This window comes from Oceanihabitans sp. IOP_32 (assembly GCF_009498295.1).
Classification (GTDB): Bacteria; Bacteroidota; Bacteroidia; order Flavobacteriales; family Flavobacteriaceae; genus Wocania; species Wocania indica.
This window is the reverse complement of sequence record NZ_CP040813.1, coordinates 949,598-968,021: the sequence shown is the minus strand read 5'-3', so window position 1 is coordinate 968,021 and position 18,424 is coordinate 949,598. Positions and strand designations below refer to the sequence as shown.

Sequence of the window (18,424 nt, the reverse complement as noted above, 5' to 3'; positions counted from 1 at the left end):
ATTTTATAAATAGGTGTTCATGATGTAGGTGTTCATGATGTGCTTCGCAGTTCTTTTTCGCTCATATTTTGGTATAACAAAACCATAACTTTGGCTATGCTTTGATTTTGTATCTCATCTAAGCAAGAAATAATTCAAATTAACTATACGACATTTCAAAATTAAATTGGTGTGACTTTTATTAAAAGTCGAGATATTCTACATTATATTTTTCATTTAAAAGGGATTGTAGGACACTAGGATTGGCATTGGTGTAAAAATTGTGTTTTGACTTTATGCCAATTTGGTTGTTTAATAAATTATGTTGTTTTAAAACGACTTTTGTTTGCCGTGCTACAGCTTCTCCAGAATCTATAATTTTCACGTGTTTTGGAAGTAAATCTATAAGTAACGGTATTAAATAGGGGTAGTGCGTACAACCTAAAACGAGATAATCAATATGGGCATCGAGCATGGGTTGTAGATATAGTTTTAGTAAAGCTTTCATCTCCTTAGAGTGTAGTTTTCCATTTTCAATAAGCTCTACTAAGCCCTCGCCAATTTGCTCAATAATTTTTATATTATTAGTAATCAAGTCTGAAGTTTTCGAAAATAAAGAACTGCTTAAGGTTCCCTTTGTCGCTAGAATACCAATAGCCTTGGTTTTGGTTAGTAATGCCGCAGGTTTAATAGCGGGTTCTATGCCAATAAAAGGGGTATTATAAGTTTTTCGTAAATAATCTATGGCATTTGTGGTCGCGGTATTGCAAGCCACTACTATTAGTTTACAGTTTTTATTTAATAAATATTCGGTGTTTTTGGAAGAGAGTTCAATAATGGTGTCCTTCGCTTTTGGGCCATAAGGCGCATTTCGGCTATCGGCGAGATAAATGCTACTTTCTTGAGGTAGAAGCTTATGGATTTCTTTCCATACTGTCGTGCCGCCAACACCAGAATCGAAAATACCTATAGGGAGTGTACTCATAAGTTATAAATTTGAATCATAAAAAAAGCTACCTTTTGCAAGGTAGCTTTTTTTTATAATGTACTCCTAAAGTATATTAGGGTTTAAATGCCTAATTCTTTTTTTACATCGTCAAGTAAGTCTTTGCCATCGGCCATAATAACTACACCTTGAGCAGAGTCTAATACATAATCAAAACCTTGAGCTCTTGATACTTTTAAAATTGCAGCTTTTGCTTTTTCGGTTATTGGTTTTAAAAGCTCCATTTCTTTAGTTTGAAGATCTTGCTGGGCCTGACCTTGAAACTGACGAATGTTTTGTTCCATAGTTTGGACTTCTTGAGCTCTTTTAGTATTTTCTTCTTGAGTTTTAGATGACGCCTCAGCATCATATTGTTTAACTTTATTTTGAAACTCAGTAGCCATATTTTGAATATCCGTTTGATAGGTTTTACCTAGCGTTTCAAGCTGAGTTTGAGCAGCTTTCATTTCTGGCATCGCCGTAATCAATTCTTGTGTGTTTATATGAGCAACTTTGTTTTGCGCTTGTGTAAAACTTACGGCTCCAATACATAATGCAGTTGCAAATAAAATAGATTTAATTTTTTTCATTTTTAAAATAGTATTAATGTGTTATAGGTTATTTAATTGTTGTTCGTATTTTCTTTTTATTAGGTTGTTTTTTTTTGTGCTTTGTGTTTAATTATCGGGTTTATTTTCTTTGGCTTTCTTTTTAGCGTCCAATTTTTCTTGTTTAGCTTTGGCGCGTTCGTCTAATATTTTTTGACGTCTTTCTGCATTCGCTTTAATTCTTGCCTCGCGAGCTGCGAGCCTTTCTTGCCTAGCTTTTTCAGCTAAACTTTCTCGTTCTTCTTGCTTTTGCTGCGACGCTTTTTCTCGTGCTTCTAGTTCTAAATTAACCTCAGGAACGATGTCTTCGTTTTTGGCAGCTTTTATTTCTTCTTTTGTTTTTAGCTGTCGGCGATTAGCTGTTCTTATAATATTTCGTAAAATCTGTTCGCTTAAATCGAATTTTTTTGCCGAATACAGCATGACAAGGTCTGTAGATTTATCAAAAATAAAATCGTAATTTCTACTAGAGGCCAAATCTTGTACAGCCGCAAAAATTTGATCTTGTATAGGCTGCATTAATTGTTTCTTCTGAATAACTAAATCCCCATTAGGTCCAAATCGCTTTTGTTGATAATCTAATATTTCTTGTTCTTCAAAAGAAATATCATCGGCACGTTCATCAATTAATTCTTTGGTTAAAAGTGCTTTTTCATTGCTTAAATCGTTGCGTTTTTGTTTAATGATACTTAGCTTCTCTTGAATTTCAATATTCCATTTTTGAGCTTTGTCATCTAATAAAGCCATGGCCTCTTGATACTCGGGAACATTTTCCAGAATATACTCGGTATCGATATATCCAATTCTTACCCCGCGTTGGGCATGTAAATCTAGGCTTAACGTAAATATTATGGTCAATAAAAAAAGAACTTTTAATGGTATGCTGCCAACCATAACTCTTGTTTTTACCGCGTATAATCTACGTGGACTGTTTTGAGGTATCACGATATTTTTTAAGAACGTAGGTTTCATCTTTTTAATAGGCTTATAGTTATTGTGGCTATAAAATTTACAACTAACGGATGGGTTATGTTTTTAATGCTTACCAGTGTTTTTAGTGCTGTTCAAATCTAACAAATTTTATTTTTATAACGTCAAGTCTTTTTAAATCATCATAGTATGGTTAGAAAATATCATGCCAAAGTAAATTTCAACTTCTTTATTAATTAAAATTGCTGTCCTATAATAAAGTGCGTTTCCCAACCATGTTTAACGGTTTGCCCTGGTAAGGCATCAAATCCATGTCCGAAATCTATACCTAACAATCCAAATGCAGGCATAAAAATTCGAACACCTAAACCAGCCGATCGCTTTATAGAAAACGGGTTATAATCTTTAAAACTGTTATAAGATGCCCCACCTTCTACAAAGCCTAGAGCAAATATTTTAGCCGAAGCTTTTAGGGTAATTGGGTAACGAAGTTCTAAAGAGAATTTATTATAAACCGTACCTCCATCTTGGTCTGATAATGATTGGTTAGGATAGCCGCGTAATGCTATAGACTCTCTTCCGTCTAAACTATAACTTCCTAAACCATCGCCACCTAGAAAGAAGCGCTCGAAAGGAATAACACCTCTATCATTATTATAGGCGCCTAGAAATCCAAATTCTACACTTGGTCTAAGTACTAGATTTTTTACAATTTCTGCATACCAATCGCCTTTAAAGTTAATTTTATAAAATTCTAGAAGTTTGTAGCGCTCTTGGTCTATGTCTCCAATTCTATTGGAAGCTTCAGTTCTTTCAAGATCGGTTCTTGTATTGTCTTGAAGTATGATTTGCAAATCGTCACGTTCTTGCTTTAGGCCTTTATAATCCACATTATCTAATAAAGAATAAGGAAAAGAAAGCTTGGCAGTTGCCGAAAAGTTTGATCCTCCTGTTGGATATATAGGGTCTATACGGGTATTGTTTCGGCTTAATCCGATGGTGTAAGACAGGTTATTAGATTCGCCATCACCAAAGGTAAAGAGTCCAGTATTATAGTTTTGTAAATCGTAGTGCTGAAAACTTATAGCTTGCGATAAGGTAAAATAATCGTCTGGCACCGTTAATCGTTTTGCCAAGCCAACAGAAATACCTGTAATATTAAAACGTTTACTCTTGTCTGCATTTCGTGTTACTGGATTGTATAAAAATTGTTTTGTATGCGATAGTGAGGTTGAAAACTGTATTGGTTTTGTCCCTCCTAACCACGGCTCTGAAAAAGAGAAGCTATAGGTTTGGTAAAATCGGCTGGCTTGTAAGCGTAGGGCTAATTTTTGACCATCGCCCATAGGTATCGGTTTATAGGCATCTTTTTTAAAGATGTCTTTAATAGAAAAGTTATTAAAAGAAAGTCCTAGTGTACCTATAAATCCGCCACCACCGTAACCACCTTGCAGTTCTATTTGGCTGGAACCTGTTTCTTTAACCGCATATTCCATATCTATAGTACCTTCAACAGGATTAGGGTTGATAAAATTAGGGGATATTTCTTGGGCATCAAAAAAGCCTAATTGCCCTAGTTCTCGAACCGATCTAACAACATTTTCTTTGCTGTATAACTGTCCCGGACGGGTACGTAACATTCTGTAGATCACGTGGTCGTTTGTTTTGTCGTTTCCAGCAACCGATACTTTATTAAAATAGGCGGGTTTACCTTCAGATATTCTAATTTCCATATCAATAACGTTGCCCTCTGCATTGACCTCCACTGGGTTTATAGTCGAGAATAAATAACCACTATTTTGATACAGGTTGGTAATGTCTATAGCATCGGGTCTTGAGTTATCTGCAATACGTTTTTGAAGTAATATTCCGTTATAGGTATCGCCTTTGTTAATCCTTAAAAAGCGCGTTAGATAGTCGTTGCTATATACCGTATTACCAATAAAACTGATATCGCCAAAGGTGTATTGTTCACCCTCATTAATATCTATATGAATAGAAACCGTTTTTTTATTGTCGTTTACAATTAAGCTGTCTGATAATATACGGGCATCTCTATAACCGTTTTCCTTATACTTGTCGATTATTTTCGTTAAATCTTGCTGATATGCCGAATCAATAAATTTTGAACGTTTTAATATGCGAAGTCTATTGATTTTCTTCGTGTTCGACATGCTTTTTCTTAGCTTTCTATTGCTTAAAACAGCGTTGCCATTAAACACAATGTCTTTGACCTTAACTTTTTCGCCTTTATCTATATTTAATACCATATTAACTCGAGCTGTTTTTATGGTATCTTTTACTTCAATAGTGTTTATAAGAATTTTAGTGTTGTAAAAACCTTCCTTTTTGTATTTTTTGGTTAAAAAGTTTTTGGTGTTTGTTATAAGGTTTTCTGTAACTTTTACCCCTTTTTGTAAACCTGTATTTTTAATAATATCTTCTTTTTTACGTTTCTTAACGCCGTTAATTTTAATTTCGTTAAGTTGTGGTAAATCCGATAATCTAATTTCTAGATGGGCTATATCACCTTCAATCTTGGTAACGTAAATTTCGATATCGTTAAATAATTTGGAGTTCCAAAGTTTCTTTATAGCATTGCTTATGTCTTCACCTGGAATAATCATTTCTTTTCCCTTTCGTAAGCCAGAATAAGTAACAATAGTTTGCTCGCTAAAGCTGGTATTTCCAGAAACCGAAATGCTTCCTAGAGTGTATTTTGCACCGTCTTTATAGGTGGTCTCTTGCGCCTGTAGGTTAACACTGCTTAAAGTTATTACTGCTAAGAGGCAGTTTGTTAAAATTTTATGTGATAAAATATTAGCTAAGTTGTTCACTTGTTTTCCCAAATCGTCGTTCTCTTTTTTGATATTCAATAATAGCCTCATACAAATGTTGTTTTGTAAAATCTGGCCAAAGCGTATTCGTAAAGTATAATTCTGCATAGGCTATTTGCCATAATAAAAAATTGCTTATTCGTTGTTCACCACTCGTTCTAATAAGCAAATCTACGTCTGGTAAATTTTGCGTGTAAAGATGCTCATTAATAATTGATTCATCAATTTTATCGGGCGAAATTATATTTTTTTTAACTTTAAAGCTAATCTCTTTAACAGTATTTAATATTTCTTCCCTAGAGCCATAGCTTAAAGCTAGTGTTAACGTTAGCCGGTTGTTGTTTTTGGTGACCTCAATAACCTCAGAGAGTTCTTTAAACACTTTAGTTGGTAGTGTTTTTAAATTGCCAATAGCATTAAGCTTTATGTTGTTCTGTTGAAGTGTCTTTATTTCTTTTTTTAATGAGGTAACTAGAAGGCGCATTAGGGTTTGCACTTCAAGTTTTGGGCGATTCCAGTTTTCGGTAGAAAAGGCATACAGTGTTAAGTATTTTATGCCCAGTTCTGCCGAAGCTTCAATAGTTTCACGAACAGCTTTTGTGCCATTTTCATGACCAACAGCGCGTAACATACCCTTTTGTTTTGCCCAGCGCCCATTGCCGTCCATAATGATAGCGATGTGTTCGGGTAAGGTTTTTAAATGTATGTTTTCTTTTAAATCCATGATGTTTTTAAAATCAATAATAACAGGGTTTTATACCAAAAGTATAGGTAAGAGTTACCCCCGAGAATACATACCAATCGTTATTATTTATATTGCCAAATCTATATTGCTGATTAATAGCTTCTTTAGGATTGCTGCCATCTATCGCGTCTGAAAATGTGTACCTTGCACCAACCTCAATGCCTATAATGAAATTATCTATTATATTAGTTTTAAAGCCAAGAGCCATAGGTATACCAATAGCCCAACTCGAATTATTTTCAGGGGTTTGTACACCATTAAAAAAATAAAAATTGTCGTGTTTAGCCATGCTTATTCCCGAATACAAATAGGGAGTGCCTGTCGTTCTCTCGTCATATAAATCGAAGTCGAAAAAAGTAAATTCTATTCCTGCTGAAATTTCTAATAAATTAGAATCAAAATTGTAATCGCGCTGTTGCCGTCTTGGATCGTCCGATTTAAAATCTTTCGCCTTTAAATCAGAATATATTAAGGAAGCTCTCCAGGAGTGTCTCGGACTGGCGTTCCATTTGTAAATTAAGCCTAATGTTGGGCTGTTTGGTGAAATGTAATTTGTGGCACCAACATCCCCAATAAGATTACTCCCTCCAACAAAAACTCCAAGTTCGTGGTTTTGAGAATAGCTCGATGTGATGCTCAAAATGCTTATTATTAATACAGTAAAATACCTCATAGGTGATTAGAAGATTGCAAATATAATAATACTACTTAATATTTTATTAATAACATTAAAACCTTTTTTTTGTTTATTTTTTTTAGAAAAAACTTTTATTTGGCTCTAGCTTGTTCTGAAAAAAATAATTTTTACGCTTTCGTATTATTACTTGCGATTATAATGATTAAATTTTGTTGATGCTATGTCCTAGAAAAGGTGTTTTAGTAAAACAGAATTTCTATACATTTATTGTTTTTTTAAGGTTTTAATTACGGTTGTCTTCACCCCAAAGCAATTTTTTTCTAAGTGTTTCCAGAAAACTTTCATTCGAGAGTTCTATCATTTTAATTTTGAAGTCCGCTTTTTTTATTTTGATTATTGTGCCGTTATCTAAGGTTGAAATTCTAGAATCTAGTGAGATTAGGTGTTGTTGTTCTCTGCCACTTACTTTTAGTTGTACTTCTGTGTTATCTGGTATAATTAACGGCCGCACACTTAAATTATGCGGTGCTATTGGTGTAAGAACAAAACAACTTGTACCCGGGGTAATCACAGGGCCACCACAACTTAAAGAATAACCTGTAGATCCTGTTGGTGTAGAGAGTATTAAGCCATCACTCCAATAAGAAGTTAGATATTCATTGTCAAGAAGTGTTTCTGTGGTAATCATTGAGGTTGTATTTTTTCGGCTTATAGCCACCTCGTTTAAGGCGAAATTAATAGTGCTTATATTGGTGTTTTTTGGAATGGTTTCGACAGCTAATAAACTGCGTTCACAAATTTTGTACTCGGCATTAATAATGTTTTTTATGGTCTCTTCAATATGCTCTACTTGAACTGTTGCTAAAAACCCTAGGCGTCCAGTATTTATGCCTATTACTGGAATTCCTAAATCTTTTACATAAGTAATCGCTCTTAACATGGTCCCATCACCACCAATGCTAATAAGTAAGTCGAAAGAGGTGTCTAAAACCTCGAATATTTTAAATGTTGAATAGATTTTATGATGCTCACCTTGAGTTGTTAAGATATTAAAAAATTCGGATTCAATATAAACCTCAAAATTATTCTTTAATAGGGTGTTAAATAACGTTTCAGCCGAAATGGCTGTGCGTTCATTATAAAATCTTCCAAAAACGGCAACCTTCATAACTCTAGATGTTTAAGTATTTTTGTAAATAGTTAGAACGCTCTTTAAGACTCTCTGTATAACTGTCTTCTTCATGTCCAGATATAATGCTATAGTTGTATCTTCTAAACGTTTGAATAATACTACTTAGGCTGGTGTTACCTATTTTTATGGTAATTTGCACCATATCATTCATCGTGTTAGAAATAAAGGCGCCTAATATTTTTCCGTTATTAGACTCAACAATCTGGCTTATTTCACTAAATGAATAATCGGCTAAACCTTTTTCAATAACTAAAATACCTCCAGCTTCATAAAAGAAAGGCGTTTCGCTAAATAGACTTATTACATCGCTTAACTCATAGTAACCCAAGTACGCGTTTTTTGAATCTAAAACAGGCATTATATTAGTCGTGTTTTTGGCAAAGGCTTCTAGTACATCCAACCAAATAGCGGTGTCTCTAACATAAAAATCGCTTAAGGTATAGCTGTATTTGCTTAAGGGTTTGTCACTTTCAAAACAATGGGCATCGGTTTCAGAAAAACAACCTAAATACTGTCCGTTTTTGTCTTTAACTGGGATGTGCGAATACGTTAACTCGGTAAATAATTCTTGCAAATCCTTGGTTGAACCATCTATATTTAGAGGCTTGATATCGTTTATTATGTAATCAGAAAGTTTCATCTTCTTTGTTTAGGGTTGTGCAAATTAATCAAATAAATAGTATGTATAGGTGTTCTACTTTGTATTTTTGTCCTTCAACTCATTTAAAAATTGATAGATGACAAAGTTAAGTGTAAATATTAATAAAATTGCAACTTTACGAAATTCAAGGGGCGGAGATACCCCAAATGTGATTCAGTTTGCTAAAGATGCACAACGTTTTGGGGCCGAAGGTATAACTATTCATCCAAGACCAGACGAGCGTCACATTCGATATCAAGATGCGCGCGACTTAAAATCTGTGGTACACACAGAGTACAATATTGAAGGTAACCCTATAGATGCTTTTGTGGCCTTGGTGCTTGAAGTTAAGCCAACACAAGTTACTTTGGTACCCGATGCTCTAGATGCGATAACTAGTAATGCTGGCTGGGATACCATAACCCACAAAGATTTTTTAGTTGATGTAATTAAAGAGTTTAAAAATAATAATATTAGAACCTCTATTTTTGTAGACCCCGTTTTAAAGCAAATTGAAGGCGCGAAAAACACGGGTACAGATAGAATTGAATTGTATACCGAAGCCTATGCGAATCAATATAGTGTGGATAAAGCTCAAGCTGTAAAACCTTACGCAGAATGTGCTAAATTGGCAAATAGCTTAGGTTTGGGGGTTAATGCTGGGCATGACCTGTCTTTGGATAATATCGAATTTTTTAAAAAGAATGTTCCTAATCTACTAGAGGTTTCTATTGGGCATGCACTTATATCGGAGAGTTTGTATTTAGGTGCTGAGAATGTGATTCAGATGTATTTAAATAAATTAAAATAGAACACCAAAGCTACTAGTTGTTTCAAAAGGAATTTTATAATAGGTTTTGCTGAAAATTAAATCATTAAATCGGTGACAAAAGAAAATATTTTACATTCAAATATATTAGGGGAAGGACAGCCATTTATTATTCTGCATGGTTTTTTAGGTATGGGCGATAACTGGAAAACCCATGGTAAAAACCTAAGCGAACACGGTTTTGAGGTGCATTTGGTAGATCAGCGCAATCACGGACGCAGTTTTTGGAGCAACACCTTTAATTATGAAATTCTTGTGCAAGATTTAAAACAATACTGCGACGCCCATGAACTAAAAAACATCGTTTTGTTGGGCCATTCGATGGGTGGGAAAACGGCAATGTTATTTGCTTCTCAATTTCCAGAATTGGTGTCTAAATTATTGGTTGCCGATATCTCACCGCGATTCTACCCTGTGCACCACGATAAAATTTTAGAGGGCTTAAGTGCTTTAAATTTCGACGTATTAAAAAGCAGGAGTGAGGCAGACACTGCTTTAAGTGATTATATATCGAATTTAGGGATACGCCAGTTTTTACTTAAGAACTTGTATTGGATTGAAAAGGGAAAGCTAGCATTGCGTATTAACCTAGAAGTTTTAAAAGAAAAAATTGCCGAAGTTGGCGAGCCTTTGCCTAGTGATGCCAGGTTTGATAAAGAGACCTTGTTTTTACGTGGCGATAAATCGGAGTATATTGCTTTTGAAGACGAGCAATTAATTTTAAATCATTTTCCAAAAGCAAAAATCGTTACCATTTCTAATTCGGGGCATTGGTTACATGCCGAGAATCCCGACGATTTTTTTAACGCCATGCTAGAATTCCTTAATTAAATGTTTGTATTTTAATTTTAGTATCTTTAAACAAGATTTAGATAAGAATTTGTAATACTAATTAAAAAATAAGATGAAATTTATAATTAGACTTTTATTAAACGCTGTTGCCATATTTGTAATTGCACATCTTATGTCTGGCGTTCATGTAGACGGTTATTTAACTGCGATATTAGTTGCTTTGGTGTTGTCGGTATTAGATTTATTAGTAAAACCTATTTTAATTATACTAACCCTGCCGGTAACGGTAATCACCCTTGGTTTATTTCTGTTTATAGTAAACGCGTTAATTATTTTGCTCGCCGATAAGTTAGTCGGTGGATTTTCGGTTAGTGGAATTTGGGTTGCCGTTCTTTTTAGTGTTTTTCTCTCCATACTCCAATCTGTACTCCAATCCCTTCTAAATGAGAACTAAAGATGATTTTCTCAGGTCGTAGATTTCCATTTTTGTAACTATTAAAGCCGTTTTACTCCAGTAAAAGCCTAACAAATTACAAAACTTGGTTGCTAACTCTTATTTAAACTTGAACCCCTATTGTAATCAAGTAATTAAAAACTTTGTTGGGATGTAAAAATATATTATTTTTGCATCCCAATTTTAATTACAAAAATTATAGGTTCTAAAAAAGAAACCTAATTGTTAAATGCCTGATTAAAGGTTATATATCATTAAAAATGAACATTACAAGAGAAAACGTTGACGCCTTAAACGCAATATTAAAAGTAGATGTTGCTAAAGAAGATTATAGCGATAAAGTTAACAAAATCTTATCAGATTATCGTAAAACAGCTAATATTCCTGGTTTTAGAAAAGGGCATGTGCCAATGGGCATGGTAAAGAAACAGTATGGTAAAGCCGTTGTAGTTGATGAGGTGAACAAACTTATACAAGATGCTTTAAGTAAATATTTAACTGAAGAAAAGTTAGATGTTCTTGGGCAGCCTATACCAAAAAACCACTTAGAGGTGGATTGGGATGCAGATGATTTTACATTTGAGTTTGAATTAGGTTTAACACCAGAATTTGATGTTAACTTAAAAGGTAAAAAAGCCATTACGCATTACAAAATTATTGCAGATGAGAAAATGATTAATGATCAGATTGAGCGTGTGCAAAAAAAATATGGCAAAATAACATCTCAAGACACCGTAGCTAAAGATAGTGAAGTTACAGGTACATTTACCAGTGAAGAGAAGGAAATAAACAGCTCGGTGACTTTGTTTTTGGATAAATTTAAAGGCAAATCTACAGCTAAACAATTTATTGGTGCAAAAGTAGGCGACGTTATTGTTTTAAAAACAAAAGGGCTTTATGAAGATGAACAAGACCTTATGCGAGTGCTAAACTTGAATGCCGAAGAGGTTAAAGATTTGGATATTGAAGTATCTTTTACAATCTCTGAAATTAATAAACGCGATTTAGCTGAATTAAACCAAGAGTTGTTTGATAAGCTTTTTGCAGAAGGTGAAGTGACATCTGAAGAAGAATTAAAAGCAAGAATTAAAGAAGATGCTGAAAACCAATTTGTGCAGCAATCCGATCAAAAGCTTTTAAATGATGTCACAGAATATCTAATCGAAAACACAAAGTTCGATTTGCCAGCAGAGTTTCTTACAAAATGGATGCAGACTGCGAGTGGTGAAGAGATGGATGCAGAAAAAGCAAAGGAACAATACGAAAAATCTGAAAATAGTTTACGTTGTCAGTTAATTGAAGGAAAAATTGTTAAAGAAAACGAGATTGAAGTATCTTTAGACGATTTAAAAGCACATGCACGCCAATTGATTAAAGCCCAAATGGCTCAGTTTGGTCAAACCAATCCATCTGATGTTGAACTAGAAGCTATTACAACGCGTATTTTATCGAATGAAGATGAGGCACGTCGTATTTCAGAGCAATTGGTAAGTCAGAAATTATTAGATGTTTACAAAGAAAAAGCGAACATAAAAGTAAAAGAAGTAACTTACGATAAGTTTGTTAAAGAAGTATACGAAGATAAATAAATCAAAGAATTATTCCTTATATTTAGGCACTTGAATCTTTGTATTTAAGTGCCTTTTTATTCAAAAAACACCCCAACGAAATAAGTTTATTATGATATTATTTCAAGCGGAGGATTAATTAATTAAATTATTAATACTTACTATGGATTACGCAAAAGAGTTTGAAAAATTCGCGATAAAAGACCAAGGAATTAGCAGTACTTACTACAATAAAATTATTAGTAGCATGTACCCAACAAATTTGACACCAAATATTATTGAAGAACGCCAAATGAACATTGCTGTTTTCGATGTCTTTTCGCGTTTAATGATGGATAGAATTATTTTTTTAGGTACTGGAATAAACGATCAAGTGGCTAATATTGTTCAGGCACAACTCCTGTTTCTTGAGAGTACAGACGCCTCGAAAGATATTCAAATATACATCAATTCTCCAGGAGGAAGCGTGTATGCAGGATTGGGTATTTACGATACGATGCAGTTTATAAAACCTGATGTAGCTACTATTTGTACTGGTATGGCGGCATCTATGGGTGCAGTACTACTTTGTGCTGGAGAAAAAGGGAAGCGTAGTGGGTTAACACACTCCCGAGTTATGATTCACCAACCGCTTGGTGGTGCGCAAGGGCAAGCCAGTGATATCGAAATTACAGCGAGAGAAATATTAACCTTAAAAGAAGAGCTTTACAAAATAATAAGTAAGCATTCTGGACAAGAGTACGACAAAGTTTATAATGATAGTGATAGAGATTACTGGATGAAAGCCGATAAAGCTTTAGAATACGGAATGATAGATGAAATTTTAGCTAGAAAGTAATTTTTTAGTGTTTTCTATTTTATTCTAGATTTCGCTCTGTTTATCAAAAACAAAAACTAATGACAAAAGAAGAATTAGAATGTTCGTTTTGCGGGCGTAAAAAACCAGAAACCAGCTTGTTAATAGCAGGACTAGATGCACATATTTGTGATCGCTGTATAGAACAAGCCCATGGTATAGTAATTGAAGAATCTAAGCAAATTGATGGTGGAGATTTATCCCTAGATTTAGAACTTAGGAAGCCTCAGCAAATTAAAGACTTTCTAGATCAGTATATTATTGGTCAGGACACCACAAAAAAGGTGATGTCTGTTGCGGTATATAACCATTACAAGAGATTGTTGCAGCCAGAAACAAACGACGATATTGAGATTCAAAAATCTAATATTGTTATGGTTGGTCAAACAGGTACTGGAAAAACCCTAATGGCAAAAACCATTGCTAAAATGTTAAATGTGCCTCTGGCCATTGTGGACGCCACCGTGCTTACCGAAGCTGGTTATGTAGGCGAAGACGTAGAAAGTATTTTAACCCGTTTATTGCAAGCTGCCGATTATAATTTAGAAAAAGCAGAAAAAGGGATTGTTTTTATTGATGAAATCGATAAAATAGCCCGTAAAAGTGATAATCCATCTATAACCCGCGATGTTTCAGGTGAAGGCGTGCAACAAGGATTGCTAAAACTGTTAGAAGGTACCGTGGTTAACGTACCACCAAAGGGGGGGCGTAAACATCCAGACCAAAAGTTTATTGAGGTAAACACTGAAAATATTTTGTTTATCGCTGGAGGTGCTTTTGATGGTATTGAGCGTGTAATTTCTAAACGATTAAACATGCAGGCCGTGGGATATAGTGCTTCTATATCTGATGATGTAATTGATCAAGACAATCTTTTGCAGTACGTTATCCCTAAGGATTTAAAAGACTTCGGATTAATTCCTGAAATTATTGGACGTTTACCGGTGTTAACCTATATGGATCCTTTAGACGCGAAAACATTGCGCGCTATTTTAACACAACCAAAAAACGCCATCATTAAACAGTATAAAAAACTGTTTACCATGGACGATATCGCCTTTGATATTACCGATGGGGCTCTAGATTTTATTGTAGATAAAGCCATCGAATATAAATTGGGGGCTAGGGGATTGCGCTCATTATGCGAAGAGATTCTAACCGATGCCATGTTTGAGTTACCTAGTAGCGACGAAAAGAAGCTTAATGTAACCAAGTCTTACGCACAAGGTAAGTTAACTAAAACAACTATTAAGAAACTCAAAGCAGTTTCATAGTTATAAGTTTAGTTTCAATCATATTAAAAGGTCGTTTAAAGTGCATTTAAACGACCTTTTTGATTCAGAACATGTTATTGGTTTTATCGTGATGTTAACGCCAATTTAATTTTGAAATGTCGTATTGTTAATTTGGTATAAGTCTGAATCATGTTTTAATTTCAAAACTAATACATGTGAGATGTAAAGTACAAAAAAGTAGAGAAAAACAATTACTAGTGACTGGGAGTAAAGAATTCGTAGAAATGGTTGTAAGGTCGTGTAAAAAACAATCACTCGGAAAGCACTTCAATGCGTTTCGACTCGCGTATCCAAAAGTTTAACGAAGTTCAAATAGGATGATTAATCTATTTTAAGGATACTGGCAAAGGTGAAGCTTCGAGTCCTCGACCGAATGTTTAGGTAATCGACTGTGCTTTCCAATTTGGCATCTTAAACTTGTTAATCCTTAAATAGTGTAAATTTAGTGTCTTCAATATTCGCTCTATATTCAGGCCAATCAGCCATAAAGAAATTATCTGTTTTTATCATTATTTCATTAACCTTTTCATCGGCATTTTTTATCAATTGCATTTGCGTTTTTCCGGGTTTTTCCTGTAAACTACCTACATATCTTCTCGCAGTATTTAAAAAGTTCAAGGGTGTTGGTTCAGGGTTTCTGGTAATGCCTTGGCGTTTGTCTTCTTTCCCCATAATGGCATCAATTAAACCGTCAATAGACTTTACAATGGAATCACTTTTATTAATAGCATCTTTGTATTGCTTCGCATTTATATCTTTAAACTGCTTTTTGTAAGTATTTGCAATTTTTTTAGATTCAATAAATTGTGTAACCGTTTTTCCCATGCGTTCAAATTGTTTTTCTAGCTGTTTTTGTAAATCGTATTTACTTTTTAAAACATCAAAGGGCATTTCAACACGTGGATCATAAGCTACTTTTATGGTGGTGGAATCTTTATGTTTTCTATATTGAATTACCACTTTGTAATCGCCTGGTAAAACGCCTACACCGCTTGGTTCTGGTGCATCTTTTTTTGCGATTTTTCTGGAAGGACCATTGACTCCTTTTTCATCTAAATTCCAGCTGGCTTTTTGGAGACCACTTTCTTTTGGTGCTTTTTGTTTGAGGGTTCTAATCAGGTCATTATTGACATTAAAAACTTTCACCGTAATGGAATCTGATTTTTTTGTTTTTAAGGTATCTGTTGGTTTATTGATGCTGTAATTGATGGAGGCTCCTCCAATAGACCTGTTTTCACCATTAAAAAGTGCATTTCCTCCAAAACGAGAACCAGAAGGTTGCTGTATAAGGCTGATAAAAGCATTAGGCGAATCATAAACTTTTAAGGTGTCGTTTAAAATCTGGCTACCTTCTTTGGCCAACGTTCTTAAAGGTCTAATGTCATCTAAAACATACATAGAACGTCCAAAAGTGCCAATAACTAGATCGTGTTCACGTGGGTGAATGCCTAAGTCCATTGTAGATACACTTGGGTAATTGTTGGTCCATTTTGTCCATGTTTTGGCTTCATCTAAACTTACGTATAATCCGTTTTCCGTGCCTAAAAACAACAAATTCTTTTCTATCGGGTCTTGAATCAAGGCGAGAGAATATCCAAAAGTTTCATCTTTAGTATCCAACAAACTTTCCCAAGTTTTTCCGTAGTCTCTGGTTCTAAATAAATACGGCTTAAAATCAAAATTTCTATAATTATTGATTACTGCATACGCTTCACCTGCATTAAATGTAGAGGCTTTTATTTGGGCAATCCAACTTCCTTTTATGAATTTTTTATGCTTTAACGGAGTAACATTTGTCCACGTTTCACCGTCGTTTCTGGTCAATTGTATTTGCCCGTCATCTGTGCCTACCCAAAGTAAACCTTTTTCTAAAGTACTGGGTGTTATCGCCAAAATAGTAGTGTGATTTTCCGCACCGGTAGCATCCATTGTAATGCCGCCACTTTCATGCTGTTTTTGTTTTTCAGGGTCGTTGGTGGTCAGATCTGGTGAAATCACATCCCATTCATGGCCTTTATTTGTTGTTTTATGTACAAATTGACTCCCAAAATAAAGAGTTTCGCTATCAAATGGATCCATGGCAATGGCAGCGTTCCAATTAAAACGCAATTTTATCTCAGGATCAGGATGCGTGGGGCGAATCATTTTTGTTCTTCCAGTTTCTCTATCATATCTGCCTACATAACCTTGTTGAGACATGCCATAACCGTAACGTGAATTTTTAGGATCGGGAATGACATCAAAGCCATCACCAAACATTAGTTCTTGCCAGTAGGAATTTCGAATACCTTGAGCTTTTAAAACATAGGCTGGACCAACCCAAGAGCCGTTGTCTTGCATGCCTCCATAAAGATTATAAGGATATTCCATATCGTAATTAATATGATAGAACTGGCCTATAGGAAGGTTTCCTACGAAGCGCCAAGTTTTTCCTTTGTCATGTGTTATATTTAAACCACCATCATTGCCGTCTATCATAAAATCGGGGTTTTCAGGATGGATGTACCAAGCGTGATGGTCAGGATGTATACCAGCATTGGAATTGTAAGCGGGCATCAATTGTTTAAATGATTTTCCACCATCATCACTTACATTAACGTAGGTGAATATGGTGTATAATCTATTTTCATTTTTTGCATCTACAAATAAATCAGAATAATAAAACGGGCGGTCACCAATTTCATCTTTATCATTTATCATTTTCCATTTAGTTCCACCATCTTCAGATTTATATAAGGCATTTTTCTTCGATTCTATTAGGGCGTACACAATTTTCGGGTTACTAGGTGAAATGGCAATACCAATTCTTCCTAAAACACCTTTGGGTAAGCCATCTTTATCTGTTTTTTTTATCCAATTTTCCCCACCATCATAAGTGATATATAGCCCAGAACCTTCACCACCAGAATTGAAGGTCCATGGTTTACGACGGTGTTCCCACATTGCGGCTATTAATTTATTAGGGTTGGTAGCATCAACCACCAAATCGGCAGCTCCAGTTTTATTGTTTACAAAAAGTGATTTAGTCCAAGTCTTGCCACCGTCTGTAGTCTTGTAAACACCGCGTTCAGGATGTTCGCCCCACGGAGAGCCTATGGCTGCAACATAAACTGTATTCGGGTTGTCTTTATCGATAATTATACGATGAATATTTCGGGTTTTTTCTAATCCCATGAGATGCCAGGTGGCTCCAGCGTCTAAACTTTTATAAATACCATAGCCCCCGTTAAGACTATTTCTAGGGTTGCCTTCTCCAGTGCCTACCCAAATAACATCTGGGTTGCTTTGTTGAATGGCTAAGGCTCCAATACTTTGTATAGGTTGTTTATCGAAAATTGGCTTCCAATCGACACCACCACTTTCCGATTTCCAAACACCCCCAGATGCCGCTCCTACATAAATAATTTTAGGGTTGCTGTTTACAGCATCGATAGCGGTAATACGTCCGCTCATTCCTGCTGGCCCAATACTTCTGGGTTTCATGTTTTTTAATTTCTCTAAATCTAGTGTTTGAGCAGATAATAGTGTAGAAGTGATAAATAGGAGGAGAGTTAGTTTTTTCATTATACTTTACGGTTTTAACTATAATAAACAAAAAGTGTTATTATATAACACATTTGCTGTGATGAGGTTAGTTGCCATAAATTTAAGAAAAATATAAAAATAAATTATTTCTTTTCTTTTTTTTTATTTCTGCGGGGTGTACTGGAAAATAAGTCATTATGGATATTGGATGTGACCAGGTTAAGTATAGGTCACAAAAATGAATAATGTTATTATTAACTAAAATTAGTGTTTAAAATTAACCAAATAAAAAAACGATGAGTTGATTTTATTGAGAGATTGAAGTAGAATTTTGAAATTTAAGTCGAGACATATAGAATCAACAATTATTATGTTAAGATATTGTAAAGCAGTACAATTGAAAATGAGCTAGAAGAAGTTGCAGAAATAAATTTTATTCATTTTTATTAAACATAGTAAGTTGTTATTATAAGCATTGAAAGGTGGCAACAAAAGCGTTTTCGAGTTAAGCGGCTTAGCATGTTTTATTTTATAAGGGTTTAATCGCTCCAT

Annotated in this window: 15 protein-coding genes; 6 read left to right on the top strand and 9 right to left on the bottom strand. The window is 34.6% G+C overall.

Going from position 1 to position 18,424, the window contains the following annotated elements:
* Positions 1–181: 181 nt before the first annotated feature.
* The 8 genes from murI to FEZ18_RS04050 form a co-directional block, all read right to left on the bottom strand.
* Entirely contained in the window at positions 182–964 is a 783-nt protein-coding gene (murI, locus tag FEZ18_RS04085) for a glutamate racemase (RefSeq protein WP_153267143.1), read from the bottom strand.
* Between the two features lie 83 nt (positions 965–1,047).
* Entirely contained in the window at positions 1,048–1,554 is a 507-nt protein-coding gene (locus FEZ18_RS04080; RefSeq protein ID WP_153267142.1) for an OmpH family outer membrane protein, read from the bottom strand.
* An 87-nt stretch (positions 1,555–1,641) separates the two neighbouring features.
* Entirely contained in the window at positions 1,642–2,544 is a 903-nt protein-coding gene (locus FEZ18_RS04075) for an OmpH family outer membrane protein (RefSeq protein ID WP_228122845.1), read from the bottom strand.
* Between the two features lie 194 nt (positions 2,545–2,738).
* The gene (locus tag FEZ18_RS04070; protein ID WP_153267141.1) at positions 2,739–5,390 is read right to left on the bottom strand and encodes an outer membrane protein assembly factor; all 2,652 of its coding nucleotides are present in this window, start codon (positions 5,388–5,390) and stop codon (positions 2,739–2,741) included.
* Positions 5,323–6,063: an isoprenyl transferase gene (locus FEZ18_RS04065; protein ID WP_153267140.1), complete on the bottom strand. Its 741-nt coding sequence runs from the start codon at positions 6,061–6,063 to the stop codon at positions 5,323–5,325. The genes FEZ18_RS04070 and FEZ18_RS04065 overlap by 68 nt, the downstream gene beginning before the upstream one ends.
* 13 nt (positions 6,064–6,076) lie before the next feature.
* Entirely contained in the window at positions 6,077–6,757 is a 681-nt protein-coding gene (locus FEZ18_RS04060; protein ID WP_153267139.1) for a DUF6089 family protein, read from the bottom strand.
* Positions 6,758–7,004: 247 nt separating this feature from the next.
* On the bottom strand, positions 7,005–7,889 hold the full coding sequence (locus FEZ18_RS04055; RefSeq protein WP_153267138.1) for an NAD kinase: 885 nt from the start codon (positions 7,887–7,889) through the stop codon (positions 7,005–7,007).
* Positions 7,890–7,893: 4 nt separating this feature from the next.
* Positions 7,894–8,553 (bottom strand): CBS domain-containing protein, encoded by a 660-nt coding sequence (locus FEZ18_RS04050; protein WP_153267137.1) that lies wholly within the window; start codon positions 8,551–8,553, stop codon positions 7,894–7,896.
* Between the two features lie 97 nt (positions 8,554–8,650).
* On the opposite strand from FEZ18_RS04050, the gene FEZ18_RS04045 reads away from it, so the two are divergent.
* The 6 genes from FEZ18_RS04045 (at position 8,651) to clpX (ending at position 14,326) form a co-directional block, all read left to right on the top strand.
* Entirely contained in the window at positions 8,651–9,364 is a 714-nt protein-coding gene (locus FEZ18_RS04045; RefSeq protein WP_153267136.1) for a pyridoxine 5'-phosphate synthase, read from the top strand.
* A 72-nt stretch (positions 9,365–9,436) separates the two neighbouring features.
* Complete coding sequence (locus FEZ18_RS04040) at positions 9,437–10,213, top strand: alpha/beta fold hydrolase (RefSeq protein WP_153267135.1); 777 nt, start codon at positions 9,437–9,439, stop codon at positions 10,211–10,213.
* 73 nt (positions 10,214–10,286) lie between these two features.
* Positions 10,287–10,628, top strand: coding sequence for a phage holin family protein (locus FEZ18_RS04035; RefSeq protein WP_153267134.1), 342 nt, complete (start codon positions 10,287–10,289; stop codon positions 10,626–10,628).
* A 260-nt stretch (positions 10,629–10,888) separates the two neighbouring features.
* The gene (gene tig, locus FEZ18_RS04030) at positions 10,889–12,217 is read left to right on the top strand and encodes a trigger factor (protein ID WP_153267133.1); all 1,329 of its coding nucleotides are present in this window, start codon (positions 10,889–10,891) and stop codon (positions 12,215–12,217) included.
* A gap of 142 nt (positions 12,218–12,359) precedes the next feature.
* Positions 12,360–13,034, top strand: coding sequence for an ATP-dependent Clp endopeptidase proteolytic subunit ClpP (gene clpP, locus FEZ18_RS04025; protein WP_153267132.1), 675 nt, complete (start codon positions 12,360–12,362; stop codon positions 13,032–13,034).
* Positions 13,035–13,093: 59 nt separating this feature from the next.
* Positions 13,094–14,326: an ATP-dependent Clp protease ATP-binding subunit ClpX gene (gene clpX / locus FEZ18_RS04020; RefSeq protein ID WP_153267131.1), complete on the top strand. Its 1,233-nt coding sequence runs from the start codon at positions 13,094–13,096 to the stop codon at positions 14,324–14,326.
* A gap of 441 nt (positions 14,327–14,767) precedes the next feature.
* On the opposite strand, the gene FEZ18_RS04015 is transcribed toward clpX, so the two are convergent.
* On the bottom strand, positions 14,768–17,911 hold the full coding sequence (locus FEZ18_RS04015; RefSeq protein WP_153267130.1) for a WD40/YVTN/BNR-like repeat-containing protein: 3,144 nt from the start codon (positions 17,909–17,911) through the stop codon (positions 14,768–14,770).
* Positions 17,912–18,424: the final 513 nt, after the last annotated feature.